17 protein-coding genes are annotated in these 23,227 nt (G+C 55.4%); 2 read left to right on the top strand and 15 right to left on the bottom strand.

Annotated features, from left to right (window positions below; all coding sequences use genetic code 11):
• The 4 genes from RV1423_RS08045 to RV1423_RS08025 form a co-directional block, all read right to left on the bottom strand.
• The coding region (locus RV1423_RS08045) for a hypothetical protein (RefSeq protein WP_034295150.1) at positions 1-3,077 on the bottom strand (3,077 nt) is incomplete at its 3' end.
• Positions 3,078-3,237: 160 nt separating this feature from the next.
• Complete coding sequence (locus tag RV1423_RS08040; RefSeq protein WP_155835048.1) at positions 3,238-6,105, bottom strand: hypothetical protein; 2,868 nt, start codon at positions 6,103-6,105, stop codon at positions 3,238-3,240.
• 95 nt (positions 6,106-6,200) lie between these two features.
• Positions 6,201-7,175, bottom strand: a complete 975-nt coding sequence (gene pip / locus RV1423_RS08030; protein ID WP_034295145.1) for a prolyl aminopeptidase — start codon at positions 7,173-7,175, stop codon at positions 6,201-6,203.
• Between the two features lie 154 nt (positions 7,176-7,329).
• Entirely contained in the window at positions 7,330-8,295 is a 966-nt protein-coding gene (locus tag RV1423_RS08025) for a threo-3-hydroxy-L-aspartate ammonia-lyase (protein WP_034295143.1), read from the bottom strand.
• 208 nt (positions 8,296-8,503) lie between these two features.
• Between RV1423_RS08025 and RV1423_RS08020 the strand changes: the two genes are divergently transcribed.
• Positions 8,504-10,669 carry an EAL domain-containing protein gene (locus RV1423_RS08020; protein ID WP_051516560.1) on the top strand — a complete coding sequence of 722 codons (2,166 nt, stop codon included), beginning with the start codon at positions 8,504-8,506 and terminating at the stop codon, positions 10,667-10,669.
• Positions 10,670-10,688: 19 nt separating this feature from the next.
• Here the strand turns inward: RV1423_RS08020 and ligD are convergent, their stop codons facing one another.
• The 7 genes from ligD to RV1423_RS07985 all read right to left on the bottom strand — a co-directional run bounded on the left by ligD (position 10,689) and on the right by RV1423_RS07985 (position 17,485).
• Positions 10,689-12,206 (bottom strand): non-homologous end-joining DNA ligase, encoded by a 1,518-nt coding sequence (gene ligD, locus RV1423_RS08015; RefSeq protein WP_034295141.1) that lies wholly within the window; start codon positions 12,204-12,206, stop codon positions 10,689-10,691.
• 276 nt (positions 12,207-12,482) lie between these two features.
• Positions 12,483-12,896 (bottom strand): DUF4186 domain-containing protein, encoded by a 414-nt coding sequence (locus tag RV1423_RS08010; RefSeq protein ID WP_034295139.1) that lies wholly within the window; start codon positions 12,894-12,896, stop codon positions 12,483-12,485.
• 236 nt (positions 12,897-13,132) lie between these two features.
• Positions 13,133-13,927, bottom strand: coding sequence for a transporter substrate-binding domain-containing protein (locus RV1423_RS08005; RefSeq protein ID WP_034295137.1), 795 nt, complete (start codon positions 13,925-13,927; stop codon positions 13,133-13,135).
• 89 nt (positions 13,928-14,016) lie between these two features.
• Positions 14,017-14,754: an amino acid ABC transporter ATP-binding protein gene (locus RV1423_RS08000; RefSeq protein ID WP_034295135.1), complete on the bottom strand. Its 738-nt coding sequence runs from the start codon at positions 14,752-14,754 to the stop codon at positions 14,017-14,019.
• The gene (locus RV1423_RS07995) at positions 14,738-15,391 is read right to left on the bottom strand and encodes an amino acid ABC transporter permease (protein WP_034295133.1); all 654 of its coding nucleotides are present in this window, start codon (positions 15,389-15,391) and stop codon (positions 14,738-14,740) included. The genes RV1423_RS08000 and RV1423_RS07995 overlap by 17 nt, the downstream gene beginning before the upstream one ends.
• A complete protein-coding gene (locus RV1423_RS07990) occupies positions 15,388-16,164 on the bottom strand; it encodes an amino acid ABC transporter permease (protein WP_034295131.1) in 777 nt (258 codons plus the stop codon). The genes RV1423_RS07995 and RV1423_RS07990 overlap by 4 nt, the downstream gene beginning before the upstream one ends.
• Before the next feature lie 481 nt (positions 16,165-16,645).
• Complete coding sequence (locus RV1423_RS07985; protein ID WP_051516559.1) at positions 16,646-17,485, bottom strand: NAD(P)-dependent oxidoreductase; 840 nt, start codon at positions 17,483-17,485, stop codon at positions 16,646-16,648.
• 490 nt (positions 17,486-17,975) lie between these two features.
• Between RV1423_RS07985 and kdgD the strand changes: the two genes are divergently transcribed.
• Positions 17,976-18,887, top strand: a complete 912-nt coding sequence (kdgD, locus tag RV1423_RS07980; protein WP_034295242.1) for a 5-dehydro-4-deoxyglucarate dehydratase — start codon at positions 17,976-17,978, stop codon at positions 18,885-18,887.
• A gap of 163 nt (positions 18,888-19,050) precedes the next feature.
• Here the strand turns inward: kdgD and RV1423_RS07975 are convergent, their stop codons facing one another.
• From RV1423_RS07975 to RV1423_RS28990, 4 genes are all read right to left on the bottom strand, one after another.
• Positions 19,051-19,929, bottom strand: coding sequence for a plasmid partitioning protein RepB C-terminal domain-containing protein (locus RV1423_RS07975; protein ID WP_034295129.1), 879 nt, complete (start codon positions 19,927-19,929; stop codon positions 19,051-19,053).
• Positions 19,926-20,828 (bottom strand): plasmid partitioning protein RepB C-terminal domain-containing protein, encoded by a 903-nt coding sequence (locus RV1423_RS07970; protein WP_034295128.1) that lies wholly within the window; start codon positions 20,826-20,828, stop codon positions 19,926-19,928. Before RV1423_RS07970 ends, RV1423_RS07975 begins: the two co-directional genes overlap by 4 nt.
• Positions 20,825-22,378 (bottom strand): recombinase family protein, encoded by a 1,554-nt coding sequence (locus RV1423_RS07965; protein WP_051516558.1) that lies wholly within the window; start codon positions 22,376-22,378, stop codon positions 20,825-20,827. The genes RV1423_RS07970 and RV1423_RS07965 overlap by 4 nt, the downstream gene beginning before the upstream one ends.
• Before the next feature lie 109 nt (positions 22,379-22,487).
• On the bottom strand, positions 22,488-22,931 hold the full coding sequence (locus RV1423_RS28990) for a hypothetical protein (protein ID WP_081768743.1): 444 nt from the start codon (positions 22,929-22,931) through the stop codon (positions 22,488-22,490).
• Positions 22,932-23,227: the final 296 nt, after the last annotated feature.

The raw sequence follows: 23,227 nt of genomic DNA, 5'->3' as shown, positions 1-23,227 counted from the left end.
GCTGGAATATTAGCTGGAATATTAGCTGGAATATTAGCTGGAATATTAGCTGGAATATTAGCTGGAATATTAGCTGGAATATTAGCTGGAATATTAGCTGGAATATTAGCTGGAATATTAGCTGGAATATCACTTATATCATTTTCTTGATTGCTTTCTTCTTTCTGATGATAATTTTTATAATGCTCCCAGTTTTCCCACAATTTCTTTTCGAATAAAATTTTTTGATTATTTTCTTTAAAATGAAAATTATTAACAATACGAGTAATAGGCCCTCTACTACCATTCAAGATAAGCGTGCAATCACTTTCACCTTCTTTTGATATTGTAATTTTTACGGACAGACTTTCGTCGTCTCCAACAGGAGTATGAAATTTAATAGAATAGCCATTCCTCCATAATTCGAAGAAATCTATGTCTCGGATGTCAATGCCATCCTTGTAATACATATCATAAATATAAAGATAAACTTCCGAATAGAGCGGTTTTTGTACAATATACAAAATCTGATTACTAATGCGGCTAAAGTGATAACCAGATGACGCCACTCGCCATATCTTGTCGTCTTCCTCGTCGTAGCTCTCCGCTACGCCCCATTGTTCGGCCGTAGCGGCAGGCGCTTTCTCGATGCGGTATTCATGCAGAAGCCGACGTCGAACGATCTCGTCCACCTGCCTGTTGTTCTCTTTTTCTTTGCCTGGAGCGTCTTCTGTTTTTTCCTTGTCTTCCGCCGGCACATCATCCGGCGCTGGGGCGATCCCTTGCATTTCATAGTCAACATCATCAGTACTGTCAGTAATCCTTAATGACTCTTCTGTCGAATTTTCTACCCCGATAGCGGCGGCGTCTGGCGCATCGGACGGAATTGTTTGCCCTGCTGCAGCAAAGTTTGTCTCGGGGGACGCCTTGACATCAGAACCGCCCGCCCTGAAAGGAGTGCGACCGATTCCGGCTGCCTCTGTGAGGTTACCCGTGCTTCCGGCACCAAGGGAAGATTCTTTTACCGTAGCCGATCCGGCAAGTTGTTCATATATAAATTTGGCGAACCATGCCACCGTCGCGAGCAGCCCCGTGGCGACAATAAGCAGGGAGAGCAACCACGACCCATAGTGTCGTGCCTGGTTGCGTCCGCCTAGCACCCCCGCGCCAGCCCCCGCAACCGGCGCTGGATTAAGCCCAGCGTCCATTTCCAGTAGCGGCGCGTTCACTTGCACCTCCGCGTCAACGCCTGGCGCCACCGCATCAATGTCCCCAGCCTGTACGGCATGCCCTGCTCCCGCCAGACGACCAAGGCCCAAACCAAAAACGGCAGGAAGCATTGTCTGCAACTCTACGGCCTCTCTTTTCTTGGTTGATCGCGCAGACTCCTCGGCAGAATCTGCAGGGCGCGTTGAAAATAGGGATGCGGAGATACTGGCGTTGGCACGTCTAGTGACGTTGACATGGAAATCATTGATGGATTGAACGGCCGCTGCCGCAGTGGCAACGGAATCAGGCGAGACAAGCGACTCTGTCATGGGATCTTGTCCGACCGGGAATTCCCCCCTTCCGCCTGTCACTTGCCCTGCTTCCAGCAACGCTGACTTGACGTGGCCAGACCAACCTGCTGCCTCGATAGCTCTATCCATGCCTGCGCGTGTTTCAGCATCCGCCGCATCGTATGCGCTATTCCATGTCTTAAGTATTTCGTGGATTTTCTTCAGCGCCACTCTTTCATCGGATGTAAGGAATATCCAATCCGAGCTATCGATCATCTCGGATGTCTTGCGCCAATGCGAGGCCTCCTTGAGAAGCGTCAAGATATCCTTTCCACCGCCTGGACTTATTGTTTTTTCCTGAGCCATAAGCTGCGCCGCCGTGAAGAACAATAATGTCTTCCAGTTGTGAGGCGCGGAGCTGTTCCAATGCTGTTCAAATGCGATTCTTGCAAGAGTGGCTTTATTTTCCCAGTCCTCCAGCAACTTCTTACGCTCAGCAATCAGCGATGCAATGATGGCGCCGACTCTGTCTCGGGCAAGATCCGGCACCGCGTCATACTCTCCTTTGGAGACTTCACGCCAGGCACCGGTGTCTTCATCGGGTTCAAAACGGCGCTCTTGCAAATTCTTTCCCGGTAGAAAAGCACCTAGCGATTCAATCGCTCTATCTAATTCATCAACTCGACTTTGGGGTATGTCCGGCACCCATTCCAACCTTCCGCTGGAGTCATCATGCCAAGTGCCATAACGGCGTTGCAAAAGCTGAAGCCGTTCGCGTTTTGCAACGAGATGGGAGAGTTGCAATTCGTCATGTTCCGTACTGCGGCTCTGTTTTTCTTTTTCGAGCAGCACTCGCAATTCCATAGAATGCCGTTGCACCTCGTCGATGGACAGGCCTTCATCGAAGGCCTGCCTGGCTGCCTGCAGATGAGCAAGACGTGATTTGTGAGAGTTCCTGTTATAGGACGCATCCGACACTGCCCTCCTGATCGCCAGACCGGTATATTCACCTGCGATTTTTTCGAGGTGATACGCATGAGCCGATTTCTCGTCTTGATTGGTCAAGTGTTCAATTTTTTCTTGCAGTGTCCGACCTGTCGATCGCAGTTTCTCCAATCTGATTTTTTCTCGCTCCAAGGCCGGCAGCCTGCCGTGAACTTTTCGCGGTGTTTTTTCCCTGGGCGCCAGAAAACTGACCGTCGGAGATTTCAATATGCCTTTCTTCGAACTGGACGTTTTGGCTGACGCTTGCGCCGCTTGCCCTTGATCACCTGCATCCGCAGTGCCCCGGCTCATCTTTCCGGCCGAAGCTTGCGGATTCCCGCTGCCCTGTCCCGCCATTCCGGACGAAGGCATATTGCCGTCAAATTTGCGCTCCTCGGCGCGCGATCTTTCCGCGATTCGCGCAAATAACTGTTCTATATCTGGAAATTCTTCGTCGGCATTGCCGGCTTCCTCGTCCTCATCGGAGGACGATTCGCCGGTCTCAACTCCGCCAAGTTGTACGTACGGTCTTGCCCGCAGCTTCTTTCTCGTTCTACGTGTCGATTCTTCTTGATTTTCATTTTCTTCACAGGAGACAGAAGTCTTACCATCCATTGATCAGTCCTTTTTCAACTAATAAAAATGAATTAAAAATGTCTTGCGAGGTCGTCCAGTTTGCTGACCGTCGCATACCGACCGCAAAGCAATGTTGAACAACCATTGCCAAATCGGCGCGCCTTGCATTCCAACCACAGGCAGAAGAAGATTAATGCCGCTACAACTTTAGCGGGAACCGACAAGACCTATCCGCGTGCCCCACCGTAACCCCATTTGTATTGATCTTCGACATCAGAACAACGATCTTTCCCTGCCGAACGAATCGATACTGCTGCGCCTTTTCTCCTTTTAGCCTTGAATTGATGGCCGAGAGATTATTTTTTACAAGATTAAAATTATTGACAACACGCGTGACGGTCTCTTTATCGCCGTCCAAAATAACCGTACAGTCTTCCTCTCCCTTTTTTGATATTTTAAATTTCACACTGAGTTTCTTGGATTCAGAAAAAAATATCTGATATTCAATGGAATAACCATTTCCCCAGAACCAGGAAAAATCGATGTCCCGGGCATCCGTTAGCCCCCAACGCCCTCCTTCAAAGGTACGCATGTGAAGAAAAACTTCTGAATAGGGCGGTTTTTTATCGAAAAAGAAGGTTTCATTAATTACGGTGGAGAAATACGTTATATTTGCCGATATTCGCTCTATCGAGTTATCTCTTTCCTCCTCGTTGTCTTCTATCGTTCCCCAGTCTTGCGCATTGGCGGCAGGCAGTTTTTTGACTCGGTATTCGTGTCGGATCTGACGTAAAACGATGCTGTCCAACTGGCTGTCTTCTGTTTCGCTTTCCGGTCGCACCGCATCCGGCGCTGCCTGATCCGCCTGCATTGATTCGTCAAGATCAGGGCTTCCTTGCGTTTTTTCCGTCGAACGTCCAGCCGCAACAGCGGTGCTGCTCGCAGCAGTTGTCTGTTCCGCTGTATTGGCGCCCGACTCGGGAGTCGTTGCCGAAGGCGACTCTGCTGCCGCGCTCGCAGCACCCTCTTTCGAAATATTCTTATTATTTGCAATTGAGGCTTCCTCAGTACTTGTACCGGTCTCTCTTGCGACCGCTTCCTTCGAATGTCTTTGCGCAAAGTAAGCATCCGCCCACAGAGCCAGTTGATATCCTCCATACGCCGCACCGGTAACAATGAAGGCGATTCCTCCTCCGACAAGATACGCTGCGGCGCCTATTTCTATCCCGGGAAGCAAGGAGCTGTAGGTATATTTTTTTGCATCGCTCGTCGCAAACGATTGCATGTCCCTGATCACTTCCGGCGTCCTCGCGCGGCTCGCCACATCATTCGCCTGCGCGCCATCCTCCCCGGTCCAGGTTTCACTAAAAAACCGCATCGCCGGTTCAAGTAATTCCTGTGTTTCAGCAGACAAGCTGATAGGGGCCGATCCGCTTCCTGCGGGAGGACGCACTGCCGCCAGCAATTCTTCCTTGTGCCTGTCGCTGCACGGCACCGCCCATTTCATCTTGGTTGACGTTCCATCCCGACTCACTTGACGCACTTCGAATTGAGCCAGATAAGGCCGCGCAGTTGTGCCGTCTTTGTGGAACTCCACATGAATCACACGGAATTGTTCCGTTTTGTTTGCCCAGCGTTCCACGGCAGCCTCGACGTAAGTGCGATGATCTGCAGGAACCGCAGGTGCCGGAGGGTGCAGCAAAGGATTGGGACGACGAGGAGAGTCGAATGGCCCCAGGTTGGGGACGACAACAGCCCTTGCTTCACCGGACAGTCGAGACGCGTTTAGATTGATGGCCTCGACTGTCGTCAATCGCATGCTGGGTTTTCCATCAATAGCAGATTGAAGACCGTGATCGGCGCCAATGCGTTCTTTCTTGTATGTCGCTTCGACCGTTGCATTGGGAGCAGACGTCAGCGACGATGCTTCAGTGCTTTCAAAATAAACTTCTCCAAATGAATTTTGATGGCCTGCCGACAACTGCACAGTGGTTACATCGCTGGCCGCACCGGCTGCATTGCCACGTACATTGGTCGCATTTCCGAGAGTGGAGACATTGCCGGATGCAGCCTCAGAAGCGGCGGCACCGGCAGAGAGTTTCAGAAACGACTGAATCCAGCCGCACGCACTCCAGACAACATGCCGCCACTCCAGCATCGTCTCAACGGCGCGGACGCCCCATCTCCGAGGCTCGGCGCGCGGCGTATTGTCCAGGGTCCTCGCGTACACCGCCAACAACCCCATCAGCATCAATGCCGCCGGCGACGATAATGCCCCTTTCATCTCCTCGCCGTACCTATCGATTTCGCTCAATATTTTTTGCGTCTTGCCGGGCGTGAGCGTGCGCAGATACTCAATGGCGGCCGCATGCGCAGATGTGCCGATCAATAAGGTGGCCGCCATTTTCAACCCGGCGAAAAATCTGTTCCATCGACCTTGATCGCGACGCAATACATCAATGACGTCCCTGAGCGTATACGCCGCCGTCAATGCACCAGAGAACACGCCTCCCATGTGCCAGACAATGCGCGTCAGAAATGTCTGGATCGCCTGCGCCCCAATATCGCGGGCCAGGTTCTCAAACACGATCTCCAGATCGGTCAGATTCTGCGCCGGATTTTCCGGTTTCGCTTGCGGCCGGCCTTGATCATCCAATGATGATGCTTGCGATTCCATCCCTGCGCTTTCCATGAAGCCGGAATTGAGTTTCGTCCTTCGAATCTCCTCTTCGACAACAAGCATTGCCTCGCTGGGTGCAATCTCGCCACGATCGAGCTGGCTCAGCACTTCTGCCGTGTTTTCCCACAGTATGGATTCAGCGATGACGTACCCTGCGCTCTTGAGCGCATCGGTGAATTGCTCCATCAATGCATGTACGGCGCGCTCAGACACCTGACGACGATCAGGAAGCCATGAAGCATGGTATTCAGCATCGGCATAGTGTTCAGCATCTTCCGGATCTTCAACTGTGGTTTCCCCGCTGCCCCAGCAACTTCTCCGGCCTGCGGCGTTCTTCTTCTCCGAAACTGAAAAGTTGCTTTCCTCACATTCATTCGTTTTCGGCATTTCAGTGACCTTTCGCGGGCGCAAAAAGAGTTGACTCAATCCTCGTCTGTTGTATTGCGCTATCCGCGATATCGGTCATTAATTTTCCTCAGGATTCAGCGATCCGCAAAACCATCCGTGGTGCGGATCAGCCGGTCAAGTATGCCCGGCTCGTTATAGGCGTGGCCGGCGCCGCCGACCAGGTGCAATTGGGCGTCCGGCCAAGCCTTGTGCAGGTCCCAGGCCGATTTTGCGGGTGTCACGATATCGTAGCGGCCTTGTACGATCACGCCGGGTATGCCTTTGAGACGCCCGGCATTGGCTAGCAATTGCCCTTCTTCCATGAAGCCGCGGTGGACGAAGTAATGGTTCTCGATGCGCGCAAACGCCAGCGCGAAATGCGCGTCGTTGAAACTGTCGATCATGCCCTGATTGGGCACCAGCGTCACCGTGCTGGCTTCCCAGCGACTCCAGGCGCGCGCGGCGTCGAGCTTGGCGGCCTCATCATGGCCGGTCAGCCGTTTGCGGTAAGCGCTCATCAGGTCACTGTGCTCGGCTTGCGGAATCGGCGCGAGAAACTCATCCCACCGATCCGGCGCGAGCCACGATGCCCCCTCCTGGTAATACCAGTCCAGTTCTTTCTGGCGCAGCAGGAAAATACCGCGCAACACCAGTTCGCTGACGCGGTCGGGATGGGTTTCTGCGTAAGCCAATGCCAGCGTGCTGCCCCACGATCCGCCGAATACCTGCCACTTGTTAATGCCAAGCATGACGCGCAGCCGTTCGATGTCGGCCACCAGGTCCCAGGTAGTGTTGGCTTCGAGGTTGGCGTGCGGCTGCGAGCGGCCGCAGCCGCGCTGGTCGAACAGGACGATGCGGTACTTCTCGGGATTGAACAGTTGCCGGTGCGATGGGCCGCAGCCGCCGCCCGGGCCTCCATGCAGGAACACGACCGGCTTGCCGTCGGGATTGCCGCAGACTTCCCAGTACACGCGATGACCGTCGCCGACATCGAGCATGCCGCTGTCGTAGGGCGCAATCGGTGGATAGAGTGTGCGCAATGTCGGGTTTTCTGTTGTCGAATTTGTCATGGCAGAGATTTCCTTTGTATTCGATTAAACACGTTTCAATCTATCGCAGTCGTCCCCGCGTCGTGAAGACGTCCAATACGACGCTGGGTCCTGACATGTGTCGGGACGACAGTTGTTCGGGTTCGGGATTTGTACCGTTTCAGTTGATTTAGCCTCATGCCGCTGCGAAATAATCCGCCAGCCTCGCCAGGTCGACGTTGCCGCCGCTGACGATCACACCGACCCGTTTGCCCCTGAGGCTATCCTTCATCTTGCGCACGGCGGCGAAACTCAGGCAGCCGGTCGGCTCGACAATCATCTTCATGCGCTCGGCATAGAAGCGCATGCAGGCGATCAACTCGTCATCGCTCACCGTCAGGATGTCTTCAACATCGCGTCGGATGATCTCGAACGTGTAATTCCCCAGATGCTGGGTCTGCGCACCGTCGGCGATGGTGCGAGGCGTGTCGATATGGATGATCTTGCCGGCGCGCAGCGATTGCTGGGCGTCGTTGCCGGCTTCCGGTTCGACGCCGTAGGTCATGCAATCCGGCGACAAAGCCTTCGCTGCCAGCAGAGAACCTGACAATAATCCGCCGCCGCCCAGGCAGACGAACAAGGCGTCGAGCGGACCGGTTTCCTCGAGCAATTCCTTAACGGCGGTGCCCTGTCCGCTGATCACGTCAGGGTGGTCGTATGGAGGGATCATGGTCAGGCCGTGTTTTTCGGCCAGACGAGCGCAGATTTCCTCGCGATTTTCCGTGTAACGGTTAAAGCTCACCACTTTGCCGCCATAGCCTTTGGTGGCAGCAACCTTGGCTGCGGGAGCGTCCTCCGGCATGACGATGGTGGCCGGCATGCCAAGCTCCCTGGCCGCCAGCGCGACGGCCTGCGCATGGTTGCCCGACGAAAACGTGACCACGCCGTCGTTGCGCTGTGCCGGCGTGAAGCGCGCCAGCGCGTTCATCGCGCCGCGGAACTTGAACGCGCCCATGCGCTGGAAATTCTCGCATTTGAAAAAGACCTGCGCACCAACATCCGCGTTCGCAGTATGCGATGTCAGCACCGGCGTCTTGTTGGCATGGCCCGCGATACGTTGGGCTGCGGCGATGACATCGCCGTAGTCGGGAAGTGCAAGCATAGAATCTCCGTGATTGAGGGTGGCAGGATTTGTTGCTTTTAGATAATAACAAATGATGAACCGAGTCTGCGACCTTCAGGAAAATCCCGATACAACCGACAGGCCTTGCCACGTACCATCTCTGTATTGCACTGCTCCGTAGGCCAGAAAGCAGGAGCACGCAAAGACAACATTCCCCCCATCGACCGCCTGCAAAGGATGGCAAGCCATGAAGAATCATCTATGCGAACGCATATCTGCCGCCCGCACCTACGGCTGCATGCAGCATCGGCGCCCGCCCAGATTCCCGGCGCCGAAATCCCCGCCCTCCTCGCCGGACAACGGCAGTGACGACCGCTTCGCAGCGGTCATCCAGTCCTGCGACGACGCTATCATCGTCAAGACGCTGACCGGCATCGTCACAAGCTGGAACAAGGGTGCGGAACATATCTTCGGCTATACCGAAAAGGAAATGATCGGCCAATCGACATTGCGCTTGTTTCCGATCGCACGCATAGACGAGGAGTACTACGTCATCGAGCGCATCCTCAACGGCGAGCAAGTGCCTCATTTCAACACCGTGCGCATCCGCAAGGACGGCACGCCTGTCGATGTCTCCGCCGCCATTTCTCCCGTGCGGGACAAGGATGGCGGCATCGTCGGCGCCTCCATAATCGCCCGCGACATCACCGAGCAAGTCGGGCTGGAAAGCGATGCCCAGCAGTTTCGCGCACTGCTCGACTGTTCCGACGACGCCATCATCACCGAGACGCTGGATGGCAGAATCTGCAGTTGGAACGGCGCAGCCCGGGCCATCTTCGGCTACAGCGCGGAAGAAACGGTAGGCCAGCCCATGCTGCGGCTGCTTCCGGAAGAACGCGTCGATGAAGAAGCTTTCATCCTCGGCAATATCATGGCCGGCGAGAAGATCGATCATTTTGAAACCGTCCGCATCCGTAAAGACCGTGAGCCCATCCACGTATCGACGACGGTCTTACCGATACGCGATCGCCTGGGCAATATCGTCGGCGCCTCCCACATCTTGCGCGACATCACGCCGCTGCGCCGGCAGCAGGAACAACTGGAACATATTGCGCATTTCGACAGCCTCACGGACCTCCCCAACCGCATGCTGTTGACCGATCGCCTGCACCAGGCGATTGCCATGAGCAAGCGCACGGGTCGCCAGCTCGTCGTGCTTTACCTCGACCTGGACGGCTTCAAACGGATCAATGACATTCACGGCCATGTCGTCGGCGACACTCTGCTGGGCGATATCTCCCGGCGCATCGCCGCTTCCCTGCGCGCCGCCGACACGTTGGCGCGCATCGGCGGCGACGAGTTTGCGGCAGTGCTGGTGGACATCGACAGCGACAAAAAGCTGACATGCGTGCTCGACCGCATTCTGAAATCCTGCGCCGCGCCGGTCTACGTCGATGACAAACGACTTGAAGTATCCGCCAGCATCGGTGTGACGGTCTATCCGCACGACGACGTCGACGAAGACCAGTTGATGCGCCATGCCAACCTGGCGATGTATGAAGCAAAACAGGCCGGCAAAAACCGCTATCATATGTTCGACGCCTTCCGCGAGGCCGAGGGCAAAAGCCGCCATACTTATGTCCGCCGCCTGGCCGAAGCGTTGCAAAATAGTGAACTGGTGCTGCACTACCAGCCGAAAGTGAATATGAAAACCGGCGCCGTGATCGGTGTCGAGGCGCTGATCCGCTGGCAGCATCCGGAGCAGGGCCTGCTGTCTCCAGCGCAGTTTCTGCCGTTGATCGAAGGACACCACCTTAACGAAGAAATCGGTATATGGGTGATCGGCCGCGCGTTGCAGCAAATGGAAGAATGGCGGCAACTCGGCATGCGCATGCCGGTCAGCGTCAACCTGGCCCCTCACCAGTTGCAGGACAAGAACTTCCCGTCGATTCTCGCCGGCCTGCTGGCGCGTTACCCGGAAATTGCACCCAGCGACCTCGAACTGGAAATACTGGAAACCAGCGCCTTGCAGGACATTGAGGCCGTTTCGTGCGTCATGCAATCGTGCCGCAAGCTCGGCGTGCAATTCTCGATCGACGATTTCGGCACCGGCTATTCATCGCTGACTTATCTGAAGCGCCTGCCGGCCAATACCCTGAAAATCGACCAGAGCTTCATACGCGACATGCTGACCGACCGCGAAGACCTCGCCATCGTGCGCGGCGTGATCGGACTGGCCAAGGCGTTCCGGCGCAAAGTGATCGCAGAAGGCGTGGAAACCGTCGAGCATGGCAAGAGACTTCTGCAACTCGGCTGCGAACTGGCGCAGGGATACGGGATTTCCCACCCTTTTCCGGCGGACGCCCTGAGCGGCTGGCTGAGTTCATGGAGCACGCGCGCGGACTGGAAGTGACGCCGTTTGCAGGGAACGATCATGGCGCCTCCCTTTCAGAGGAAAACAATGCCAGGATTTCCTTGTCAAGCCGCTGGTTGGCGTTGGTGTTGGCGTAATCTTGCCAGGGATCGCGCTGGAGCGAGCCCAGCCGCTGCAGCACGTTGGAAACGGTAAAACTGTCCGCACGAATCTCGGGGCGCAATTCCGTCCAGCTCAGCGGCGCCGATACCGGCGCCCCCGGACGCGCGCGCGGCGAATAGGCCGCCACCGTCGTCGCCCCCGGCGCATTGCGCAGATAGTCGATGAAAATCTTGCCGCGACGCGCGGACTTCGCCATTTTGGCAATGAAGTAATCCGGCTGCACGCGCGCCATGTGCTCCGCCACGCTGCGCGACCAGTCCCTGACGGTATCCCAGTCGTGTTCCGGCACGATCGGCAACACCACATGCAATCCCTTGCCGCCCGAGGTCTTGAGGAAGCTGACCAGTCCGATCTCCGCCAACAGACTATGCAGCAGTCTGACGCCGTCGATCACCTTGTTCCACGGCACGTCGGGGCCGGGGTCGAGGTCGAAGACCGCCCGATCGGGCTGCAGCAGCTTGCCCTCTTTCGATCCCCAGGTATGCAGCTCCAGCACGTCCATCTGCACCGTCGCCACCAGCCCGGCGATGTCGTTGACCATCATGTAATCGGCGCTGCCCTCGCCTTCCGGCACCACGATCTTCTTGACCGCCGCCGGCGCCCCCCTGCCCAGATGGCGCTGGAAGAAGCACTTGCCGTCGCGGCCGTCGGGACAGCGCACCATCGTCATCGGCCGCTGCTGTATGTGCGGCAAGATCCAGTCGGCCACGGCGACATAATATTTTGCGAGATCGAGCTTGGTCAGATCGACATCAGCGAACAACATCTTGTCCGGATGCGTCAGGCGAATGCCTTCCACCGTTTCGGTACGGTCTTGGGCGGACGGTTCCGGCGCAGATCCGGCCCCATTTCCTTTGGGGGCAGAGGCTTTTCCTGCGGTCGGCGCAACGCTTTCGGGGCGCAGCTCGGTAATCATGGCCTGCTTGCCTGTGCGCGCCGCGTCGTCGTTTTCCTTGATCAGCAGCCAGTTTTCCTTGGCGGAATCTCCTTTGCTCATGCGCACCAGGACCCAGCGTCCGCTCAGCTTGGCGCCGCGCAACTCGAATTCCAGCCGACCTTTTTCCAGGCCGGCCGCAGGATCGCCGAGCGGTAGCCATTCGCCGCGATCCCACAGCACGACTTCGCCGGCGCCGTATTGATGCGCCGGGATCGTTCCTTCAAAGCTGCCATAGTCGTAGGGATGGTCTTCCACCTGTATGGCCAGGCGCTTGTCCCGCGGATCCAGGCTCGGCCCCTTGGGTACCGCCCAGCTCTTGAGTACGCCATCGACTTCAAGACGAAAGTCGTAATGCAGGGTGCGCGCATGATGGCGCTGGATGAAATAGCTGAGGGTCTTGCCGGAGCTGCGCTTGACCGGCGGCGGTTCCGGTGTGACGCTGAAGTCGCGCTTGCCGCGGTAGCGGGCGAGGCTCATGCTTCCGCCCGCGCTGACGACGCGGTCCCTGTTTCCGATCCGGCGACGGATTTTGGCGTTCTTCTGACGCAGGGCGCGCGCAGCTCGGCCGCATCGTCGGACAGCACGGCCGGAATGTTGATCAGCCCGAAGCTGATCGCGCTCTTCCATAAAACGCTTCGCATGATGATCGTCCCATGACGCCCGATTGGAAAGTATCGCACAAGCCGGGCGGCGATTCAGTCGGTTAGCACCTTAATGTACCGCCGGACGACAGGCAATGCGGTTCCGGGCCGGTCAGAACAGGACGCCCTGGCGCTTGTCGGTCTTGGGCGCAGCCTTGCGCGGCGTTTCAGGCGGCGCTTCCTGCTCCTGCAGCCAACGCGCCAGGACCTCCACGACGTGCCGTTGTTCGAGCGTGGTCAACGGTGCTCCGACGCCGATGCCATGCCATTTTTGCAGGCAGGAGCGACAGCAAGTGGCGGTGGCGTGCTGGGCGACGAACACCGGGTGACCGCGAAACGGCGTCTGCCTGCCATCGTTGTCGGGCCGCGCCGGCGCCAACCGAGCGGCGATGAATCCTTCCGCATGCTGTAATACCTGCGCCAGGCCGTGTTCCTGCAGATAACGGTATTCCGGCAGCTTCAATCTGAAGCGGCGGCGAAAGGCCGAATGTTGCAGCCTGTCGAAGATGAGATCCGGCGGATACATGAAGGCGGCGACAATACACGGAAGAAATGATGACGGTTCATGATATCGCGCTACCTGCCGGCGCGCAGCAGGCATGTGCCGATTATTGCGTCGGATTTGCTCCGACACGCGGCGGCCCGATCCGCGTCCGAATCCCGACCGGCAATCCCGAGGCAATAAAAAAAGCCGCCCTGTCCATCCGGCGGCTTTCAGGTCATCCACGCGGTGCGGGACGATGCACGGGCTGTTTTTGTTGGTTATTGCTTGGTCACGGACGCCGGCAAGTGACGGCCGTGGTATTTGACATAGATCGCATCGAGCTTGCCGTTGCGCATGTTGGCCGCGACCCAGTTGTTGACCCATTCCTTCAGGCGCGGCTGGTTCTGGTTCAGGGCGATGCCGAGGTCGAAATCCTTCTGCGCGAATTTCAGTTCCAGGTTCTTCTCCGGCGCGCGCTTGATCATTTCGGCAAGATTGGAAGGCGTGCTCGAGAAAATCTCGACCTGGCCGGTGACCATCGAGGTGATCAGGGTGGCGTCGTCTTCATAGCGGACGATTTCCGCCCCCTTGCCCAGTTGCGTGGTCAGCGTGTCGTTGACCGTGGCGCGGGTCAGGCCGATGCGTTTGCCGTTCAAATCGGCGTAATCCTTGATCGGGATATTCTTCGGACCGCCGACGATAATCGTGATGACCGCGTAAGGTACCGAAAAGTCGACCACCTTGGCGCGCTCAGGCGTGATCGACAGGTCGGCAACGACCAGATCGGCGCGATTGGCTTGCAGCGTCGGGATGCGGGCAGCATTGGTGATGGAGACGATTTCCAGCTTGACCCCGAGGTCCTTGGCCAGTTGCTGGGCGGTTTCGACGTCGGAGCCGACCGGTTGCAGGTTGGCGTCGGCGAAGCTGAACAACGGCGTGCCCATGGCGATCGCCACGCGCACCTTGCCGGCCTTCTTGATGTCGTCCAGTTGATCGGCCATTGCCGCATGGGCGAGGCCGCCGGCCAAGAGCGCAGCGACGCAGGTGCGGGTGAAGAGTTGTGTCAGTTTCATGCAGGTCTCCTTGGTTTGATTGTGGTGCAATGAAGAATAGATCAGGGCGTGATCAGAGCGTTTTAGCGCGTTTTAGAGCATGCCATGCCCTACAGGCCGTTATTGAGGAAGGCTCGCAATTCCGGCGTCTTGGGGTTGTCCAGCATCTCGCCCGGGCCGACTTCCCACACGGTGCCCTGGTGCATGTAGATGATGCGGTCGGCCACGCGTTTGGCGAAGGCCATTTCATGCGTCACGAGCAGCATGGTCATGCCGCCGGCGGCGAGATCCTCCATCACGCGCAGCACTTCGCCGGTCAGTTGCGGGTCCAGCGCCGAGGTGACTTCATCGAACAGCATGACTTTCGGCGCCATCGCCAGCGAACGGGCGATCGCCACGCGCTGCTGCTGGCCGCCCGACAATTGCTCAGGATAGGCGGCGGCCTTGTCGCCGAGACCGACCTGCTCCAGCGCGGCCATCGACACGCTCAAGGCCTCGGCGCGCGACTGCTGCTTGACGTGGCGCAGCGCCAGCATGATGTTTTCCTGCACGGTCAGGTGCGGAAACAAGTTGTAGCTCTGGAACACGATGCCGACTTCCTGGCGCAGCTTGTGCAAGTCGACGTGCGGATCGTCGACGCGCATGCCGCAGACTTCGATGGTGCCGGAATCGACCTTCTCCAGGCGGTCGATACAGCGCAGCGCGGTACTCTTGCCGGAGCCGCTGGCGCCGATGATGGCAATCATTTCACCCTTGTCGACCTCGAACGACACGCCCTTCAATACCTGGTTGGCGCCGAAGCTCTTGTAGATCCGATCCAACCTGACGACTTTAGCGGTTGCTAACATTAAGCTTATTCTCCATCGATTCACTCCAGCGCGAGAGCGGGTAGCACAGCACAAAATAAAACGCCCCTACCAGACTGAAAATCAGGAAAGGCTGAAAAATTGAATTGTTGATGATCTGACCGGCCCGAGTCAGTTCGATAAAGCCGATCACCGACGCCAGCGAAGTCATCTTGATCACCTGCACCAGGAAGCCGACGGTCGGCGGCAGCGACAGGCGAAAAGCCTGCGGAATGATCACCAGGCGCAGCGTCTGCCAGCGTGTCAGCGACAGGCATTCGGCGGCCTCCCACTGCGGACGCGGCATGGCTTCGACGCAGCCGCGCCAGATATCGCCCAGGTAGGCGCTGGTGTAGACCATCATCGCCAGTCCGGCGGCGACCAGCGCCGGCAACGCGTAGCCGTACACGGACAGGCCGAAATAGACGATGAACAGCAGGATGAGCAACGGAATGCCCTGGATGCATTCGATATACAGCAGCGTCGGCATCCACAGCCAGCGGCGCGGCGAAATACGCCCCAGCATGACCGCGAAACCGCCTATGCTGCCGAGGATGAAAGCCAGGCCGGACAACACCAGCGTCCACCAGATCGACTGCACCAGATAGAGGAAATGTCCCCAGGAAAAACTGCCGATCATGACGCGCTCCCGTTGTTGACGCCAGGCGCCGCCTTGGCGGCATGCGGTTGAAACGGCGGAACCGGGGACGGACGGCGTCGCGCCGCTTCCGCTGCCGCGCGGCGGATCACGCGGCGGCGCTTGAACAGGTATTCGCCGAAACCCCAGGCCAGCAGCTTCACCAGCACTGACAGGGCCAGATACAGGAGAGCCACCACGATATAGGTTTCCAGCGAGCGGAAGATATCGGACTGCACGGTGTTGGCAATCGCAGTCAGCTCTTCCGCCGAAATCTGCGAAGCCATCGCCGAAGCCTGCATCATCAGCAGGAACTGGCTGGTCAGCGCCGGATACACGCGCTCGATCGACGGCTGCAACATCACATGCCAGGCAATGCGCCAGCGCGACAAGCCCAGGCATTCGGCGGCTTCGATCTGGCCGCGCGGTACCGATTCCAGACCGGCGCGAATGATTTCCGCCGCATAAGCGGCGATGTTGATGATCATGGCCAGCACGGCTGCGCCAAACGTCGGCATATGGATGCCGAGGCTGGCCAGACCGAAATACAGCAGGAAGATCTGCACCAGGAAAGGCGTATTGCGCACCGCCTCGATATAGGCCGTACAGGCTTTGGAAATGAAGCGGTTGCTGCCGCGCTTGAGGAAAGCGATCAGCGTTCCGGCCGAGACGCCGACGACGATGGCGACCGTGGTCATCTTCAGCGTCAGCCAGGCGCCGGTCAGGAAGACCGGCCAATATGGCGCAAGAGGACCGAAATTAAGTGAAAAACCCATGCCGATGATGCCCTTTATACGTGGCGTTCTGCTTTGTTCGGCGATGTAATGACAATGGCGGACGCGAGGAACCGCAACGACCGCGCCGCAAGGCGATGAACCGGATTGGTTTTCCTGCACCGCGACGCTTTCGACGGGGATGAATCCCGTGCCGCAGTCGTCGCCCCTTGCAGTGTGCGTTGTTGTTATTGGCTACGTTCGCCCACTGTCACTACTACCGTCTCCGTACACCCCGTTCATGGCCGGCAACATTGCGTTGTCTCCTGCCGGTCCGCTGGACGAGGCTGGCTGTCTCGCTACCAGCCCCTGCAATTCTGCTTGTGTTTATTTGCTCGATTGCTGCCCCGGGTTTTCGTTATTACTCCCGTTATTGCCTCAGGCGGCGGCAAATATAACACGGATGTACGATAACATACAATTCAGTATCAAACGCAAGCGCGACAGGCTTTTTCCGTCGCTTGCGCCACCCTCGCCAGCCGTCTTATTTGGGATCGAACGGCCCTGTCGCCGTGAAGATTCCGCCCTGGTAGACCCGCACCGGATCGTCGGCCGCAGGCATCGGCTGCGCCTCGATCCCGGCGCGGAAGATTTCCGAGCTGTCGCGCGCCTTGAAACCCAGATGCTCGGCGTAGCGGTTGTCCCACCACGTCGCCGGATTAGCGGACATCCCATAGACGACCGTGTGCCCGACGTTCGGTGTGAAAAGGCTGCAGCGCATCAGTTCGGTGAGATCGTCGTAGCTCAGCCAACTCGCCAGCGAGCGACGGTCCTTCGGCTCGGGGAAAGACCAGCCGATACGGATGCTCACGGTCTCAATGCCGTAGCGGTCGTAATTGAACTGAGCCATGTCCTCGCCATACGACTTCGAGAGGCCGTAATAGCCATCCGGACGACGCAGGTCGCGCGCATCGATGCGCTCGTCCTGACGATAAAAACCGGTGACGTGGTTCGAGCTGGCGAACACCACGCGCTTGACGCCGTGGCGGCGCGCCGCTTCATAAACATGGAAGACGCCCTTGATATTGGCCTCCAGGATTTCCTCGAAAGGCCGCTCCACCGAGACGCCGCCCAGATGGACGATAGCGTCGCATCCCGCAATCAGCGCATCCATCGCGGCGCGATCGGCCAGATCGCAGGGAACGACCTCCTCATGCGGTGCCGCCTCCTCGGACAATGCGGCAGCCAGGTCGGAGACGCGCAGGATATCGGCAAACGCCGCCAGCCTTGGCCGCAATACCTTGCCGAGGCCGCCGGCTGCGCCGGTCAGCAACAGTCGGCGAAATGTGGGGAAATCCTTATCTTGTACTGCTTGATCGGCCATATCGAAATTTCCAGTATTGATGTCTCGAGAACCAGTCCGGCCGCGTTCCGGACGATGTATTGCGGGTCCAACGTGATACGTTGTCTTATAACGGGAGCAAGGATTATCGACCTCGGCTCATTTCATTGTCAAACGAAGTCCGAGATAAAAACAAAATCAATTGCCGCTGCACCGCAATAATTACAGGGATTACGAGGCGATCAAGAAGGCCCGATGATGAGAAAACACTTTAAGTTAGATTTAAAAACTAAGCATTTAAATACAAATAATTAAGCAAGATAATTAAAGTCATTAATTAGAATGTCTATTGCAGGCAACCCACTCTCTGAGCAATGCACAAAACCATGCATTCGCTTATCCCGGCACAGCCCCGCCCCATAAAGAATTGAGAGCAAGCCATTGGCAAAGAAAGAAATCACATTGTATGATGACTGATAACAATGAATTAAAACGCACGACGAGACCCTTCTTCAGCCAACTCACCGCAATCATGACGCCACAAGAACTTAAATCCATCATGGGCTCCGGCCTGCTTTCGTTTCCCCTGACCGACTTCCACGCCAACGGCGACTTCAATGCCCGCGGCTATGCCGAGCGCCTGGAATGGCTGGCTCCTCACGGCGCCAGCGCGCTGTTCGCGGCCGGCGGCACCGGCGAGTTCTTTTCGCTGACCGGACACGAATACCCCGGCATCATCCAGACCGCGGTCGACACCTGCCGCGGCAAGGTCCCGATCATCGCCGGCGCCGGCGGTCCGACCCGTTACGCCATCGAATGCGCCCAGGCTGCGGAAAAAGCCGGCGCCCACGGCATCCTGCTGCTGCCCCACTACCTAACGGAAGCCGGCCAGGACGGCCTGGCGGCGCATGTGGAAGCGGTCTGCAAGAGCGTCAGGTTCGGCGTCATCGTCTACAACCGCGGCCAATGCCGCCTGCAGCCCGCCACCCTGGCCCGCCTGGCCGAGCGTTGCCCCAACCTGGTCGGCTTCAAGGACGGCATCGGCGACATCGAACTGATGTCCTCGATTTACATGAAGATGGGCGACCGCTTCGCCTACCTCGGCGGCTTGCCGACGGCGGAAGTCTATGCGGCGGCCTACAAGGCGCTGGGTACGCCGGTGTATTCGTCGGCGGTGTTCAATTTCATCCCGAAGACCGCGATGGAGTTCTATCGCGCCGTCGCCGTCGACGACCTCGTCACCCAGCATCGCCTGCTGCGCGAATTCTTCATGCCTTATCTGGAGATCCGCAACCGCATGCAAGGCTATGCCGTCAGCATCGTCAAGGCCGGCGCCCGCCTGGTCGGCCATGACGCCGGCCCGGTGCGCCCGCCGCTGACGGATCTGAACAACGCCGAGTCGGAAGCGCTGGGGGCGCTGATCGCCAGGCTGGGGCCGCAATAACGCATTGCCGGCCCCGCCCCGTCACACTGGGCTGCCAGTGTGCTAATGCGTTCGCTGAGACGCTGACTGTCATCTGCAATACCGAACTTGAGATTTTCTCGGAACCTTGAAACGTACTAGCACGAGCAGAGAATGACGTGCTTTTAGTAAAGAGCAAAATCCATTAATCAAGCGATACGGTCCGGACAATTATTTCAAACTCGGCCAAGAGTTCTGAGTGTCGCTTTTGCAAGTAACGTACAACAGATTTATTCTCTAGAAGTTTAGACAAATATCCTTTAGCCAAAACGAGATTAAGAATATCTTGACCATATGTCTGCTCGACCATCTTGTATTGATCTTGTAAGCAGCTCATTTCCCGTTCCATTTTCCCTATCTGCTCAGGAGTGACACCCGTTAATTTCGCGGGTTTTTTCCCTGTCACGAGCATTTCCGAGGGCGTCGCTACTAACATTGCCTCGGCGTATGCGATAGTCAAATTGTTGGCAGAGACCATAAGTTCAACGCATTCAATCTGGCGAGTGGGTTTCATTTTCCGGATAGCCCGTGCCAACTCTGGAGAGAAGTGTCGATCTACAAGTAAATCTGCCGCCTCTGGACATATTCCATCCAGAAGATTCATTTTTTTAAAGATATGACTGACATCTACATGTAATGCTCTCGCTAAGCGTTCAGGGGTTACGCCGCGCTGTATAGCGCGACGGATCATGTAATGTTCTTGAACGGTCGATAGTCGATTGGTCCTGCTGTTGTAAGTATAGTTTTCATCATCAATTGCAATCAAACAGGGAGCTTCCACGTAATTCATCTTCTGCAGCGCGATGTACCTAATGTGCCCATCCAATAGGACGTGAAAGCCAGACGACTGATCCGCGTGCGCTATGGACAGGGGCTCTATCAATCCCACTTCTTCGATAGAAGAGCATATCTGAGCGAAGCGTTTAGATATCTCTAGTCCATCAGGTACTTTTCTCGACGGTAGAATTTTCTCCAAGGGGATGCTAAGCGGCTCGGGGATGAAACCGATGGCCACTTGAGTCATGCATGTACTCCTTTGGCCCAGACGCGATCCGCTAGATATTTAGGCAAGCTATCTAGACCTTCCGCTCTCAGCAAATTTGCGAAGTTCTCATCTGCTAACAGCTCGCGTAACGCGCCAATGACAAACATAAGTCTTTGTTGAGCAAACTCGGCCTTCTTAATCATTAGGCGTTGGCGACCGACTTCTTTTTGATAGGTACGTACTAAAGTGGATGAGGTGATGCCGTCGTTATTTTGCTTCGTGGCACGAGACATAGTGCGACCAAATGTTCGTCGTCGCTCAATCACTTTTCTTGCTTGCCGGAGATGCTTACCTCTAAGTTTTCCAGATTCATAAGCATCTTGTAAGGCCACTTGAACTGACTTGTCATCATCACCAGCCTCGAGAATCGTAAGAGCCGCAGTTATGGGTAATCGTCCTTTCTCAACAGCATCCAATAGACGCTCCTCGCCGTGTTTCAGGAGCCTTAAAATACCTTGCACATATTCAGGACGAAGGCCTGTCTTAGTCGCTATTGCTTTCTTGTCATAGCCTTTGTCGTGTAATCGTTCAATCCCAGTAAGCAGTTCTAGCGGGCGATACTGCCGTCTTGCAATGTTCTCAACAAGACTCATGATGAAGGCATCCTCATCAGTGACGGTTACGACGAGTGCCGGAATTTCCGTCTCTCCTAAAGCACGAAATGCTTTGAGTCGTCCTTCACCACATACCAGCAAAAATCGGTCAGACCCATCTGCTTCTCTGCGGGCTGTCACAGTAATTGGTTTTTTTAATCCGATCGTCTTGATATTCTCAACGATTTCTTCGAAAACGCGATTATTTCGCTCTCGCGGATTTAGCACCTCAATTTTCTCCAAGGGAACCATCTGCACTTCGTTTGGGATCTGTATATGCGTCATGCGGCTCTCCGCAAACGGGATCGTTCCGCCATGCCATACAAATAGTCCAATGTATCGAAGCGATAAGCCTCAAACTCAATAGAGTTCCTATCGGCAAGGTATATACGCTTATTCCCAAAGTCCAAACGAGGCAGTAGGTAGTAATCCAAGGGGGAGGTATTTGATATATCTAGACGAATTGCAACGGTGAGATCGGGATTTAGACTCGTGTCGAATCTAATATTCCATCTACGCTTATCGCCAGCATATTGTTGGCAGCGAGCGAGCACCAAGGACACATTGAATTCGTCATTTATTCGAAGCAAATCGGTGGCTTGATCTCGTTTAACAACACCACCTAGACTGGCGATCATGGATTCTGTATGAGTAACAATCTCCGGGTGATATCTGCGCAGAAATTTATTGGTTTCAAGGTAACGATAATCTCGGTCAGGGGTAAATCCTACCGTCTGATACGCTCTGAGGAGACTTCCAAAGCGGCTCACATAGACAGCGCTTGATGGCATTCCTTCAGTTTCATTGATGATCAAACCAGAAATGTATCCGCGCTTTTGATATAAAACGCGTAATCTCTCTATAAGCTCCTCGTTAGTGTGGCGACGAAACCTAGCATGGATAATCCCTTGGACAGTGTAGAAAATATCTGGGGGAACAATTGGGGCGAAAGCTCCCTCTTTGCGAATCCACATATCCGGCGTGTTTGTCACCCGCAGTCTTTTTAACTTGAATGAGGTCCGGTTAAAAACATTGTTACCAATATACTTTTCGTTAGTTAATACTTCATGAACGGTAGCACGTGTCCATTCTCGTCCCAAGTCCGTCAAAACAGACATCTTGTTTAAGCGATCTGCTATTTCAGCTTCGACTAGATTTTCGACAAACCACCGATACATAAGATTGACAGTTCGAATCTCAGCTTCTGGTCCAGGCATCAAAATGACGCGATCAGTCTGTAAGCTTTTATACTCCCCTCTTCCCAGCTCTGCCTTGACTATACCGTTTTGATCTAAGAGTACCCTACGTAAACCGAATCCTGCAGATCCCCCTTGTCGGAAGCCTAGCTCAATTAGTCGGCATTGTCCGGCGAATACTTTCGATGATAGCTCCCGACTATATTCTCCAGCCATCGCGCGTTTTACGCCTTTGACAATAGTTGATACCGGGGAGCCGTCATTTTCAAACTGCTCAGCACAGTAAGTCACTTGGATTCCAGCACGACGGCATCGATATTCGTAATACGCACTTTCGTCTGCATCCTGAAAACGTCCCCAACGACTAATGTCGTATACCAAAATCGTCCGAAAATCTGCGGATCCACTTTCAACGTCCTTCAGCAAGCGCTGTAGTGCATCTCTTCCATCCAATCGCAGCCCACTTTTACCCGCGTCCACATAAGTTCGGATAATTTGGATTCCGCGGCGAGCGGCGTAATCTCTGATCTTTGCTGATTGATTCTCAGTGGAATATTGTTGATGTTCTGTAGACATCCGTACATATTCGACAGCCTTGAGAGTCAAGTCAGATTCTTTTTTTGGCTCACCGTATCGCATAGGTTCCACCTGCCGTATCTTGTTCCAGTATGGCGTTTCGAATTCATATATCTGGCGATTCTGCTCATTGGAAGGACCATATCAGCCAAATAGTTTGGCTGCGATCACGTCATCTCTTTACAATTTTTGGAAACGGGGAATATGGGCCTGAAAGTACTTTTATCTCCACAATCCATTCGTTACTTTTTGCAATTTCACGAGAATTAACTTTGATAAGTCTATAAATTCCTGGAGGAATAGAAGACGCGTCCATTTTTGCAACAGTGATCGCTTTCATCTGGCTATTCCGATTTCGTTGCTGATCACGATTGCGTTCAACGTACTCTGCATTCAGTTCTCGATAGCTCTTCCAATAATCTGGATTACGCCTTCTCCATTCGCTCTGGGCACGTGCTTGATTGTCGCGATAGTCTGCGTCAGACTTCAATTTCTCTTTCTGCCATTTTCGTCTGCGTTCACTCTGACATTCTGCAGAAGAGCAATAGCGTTGATTTGCTACTTGTGGGAGCGTCTGAAATATTTTTCCACATGCCATGCAGTATTTTTTTGCCATTGCTTTCCCCACTTAGCATTTGAATATAAAGGGAAGAATGTGACTGTGCGGACCATGCAGTCGCTCATCGGCGGATGGACTTAATAGAATCGGCAGGTCATGCCCCTAAAGCGTCCATTGTGATCGGTAACAATGAGGTGCAAGCACAAGAAGCCTCCAGGATTAAATCCTTGTCGGTGATTTCAAACGCCTTTTGAAGGTGATTTAAGAATTCTCTGCTTATACGCTGGGATAACTGACGCCCCGCACCAACGGTAAGGCTGATTCCCGACCGCAGGATATCGACTGACAGGCGA

It is taken from the genome of Herbaspirillum sp. RV1423 (assembly GCF_000577615.1).
Taxonomy (GTDB): Bacteria; Pseudomonadota; Gammaproteobacteria; order Burkholderiales; family Burkholderiaceae_D; genus Herbaspirillum.
This window is presented reverse-complemented; position numbering and strand designations above follow the sequence as displayed.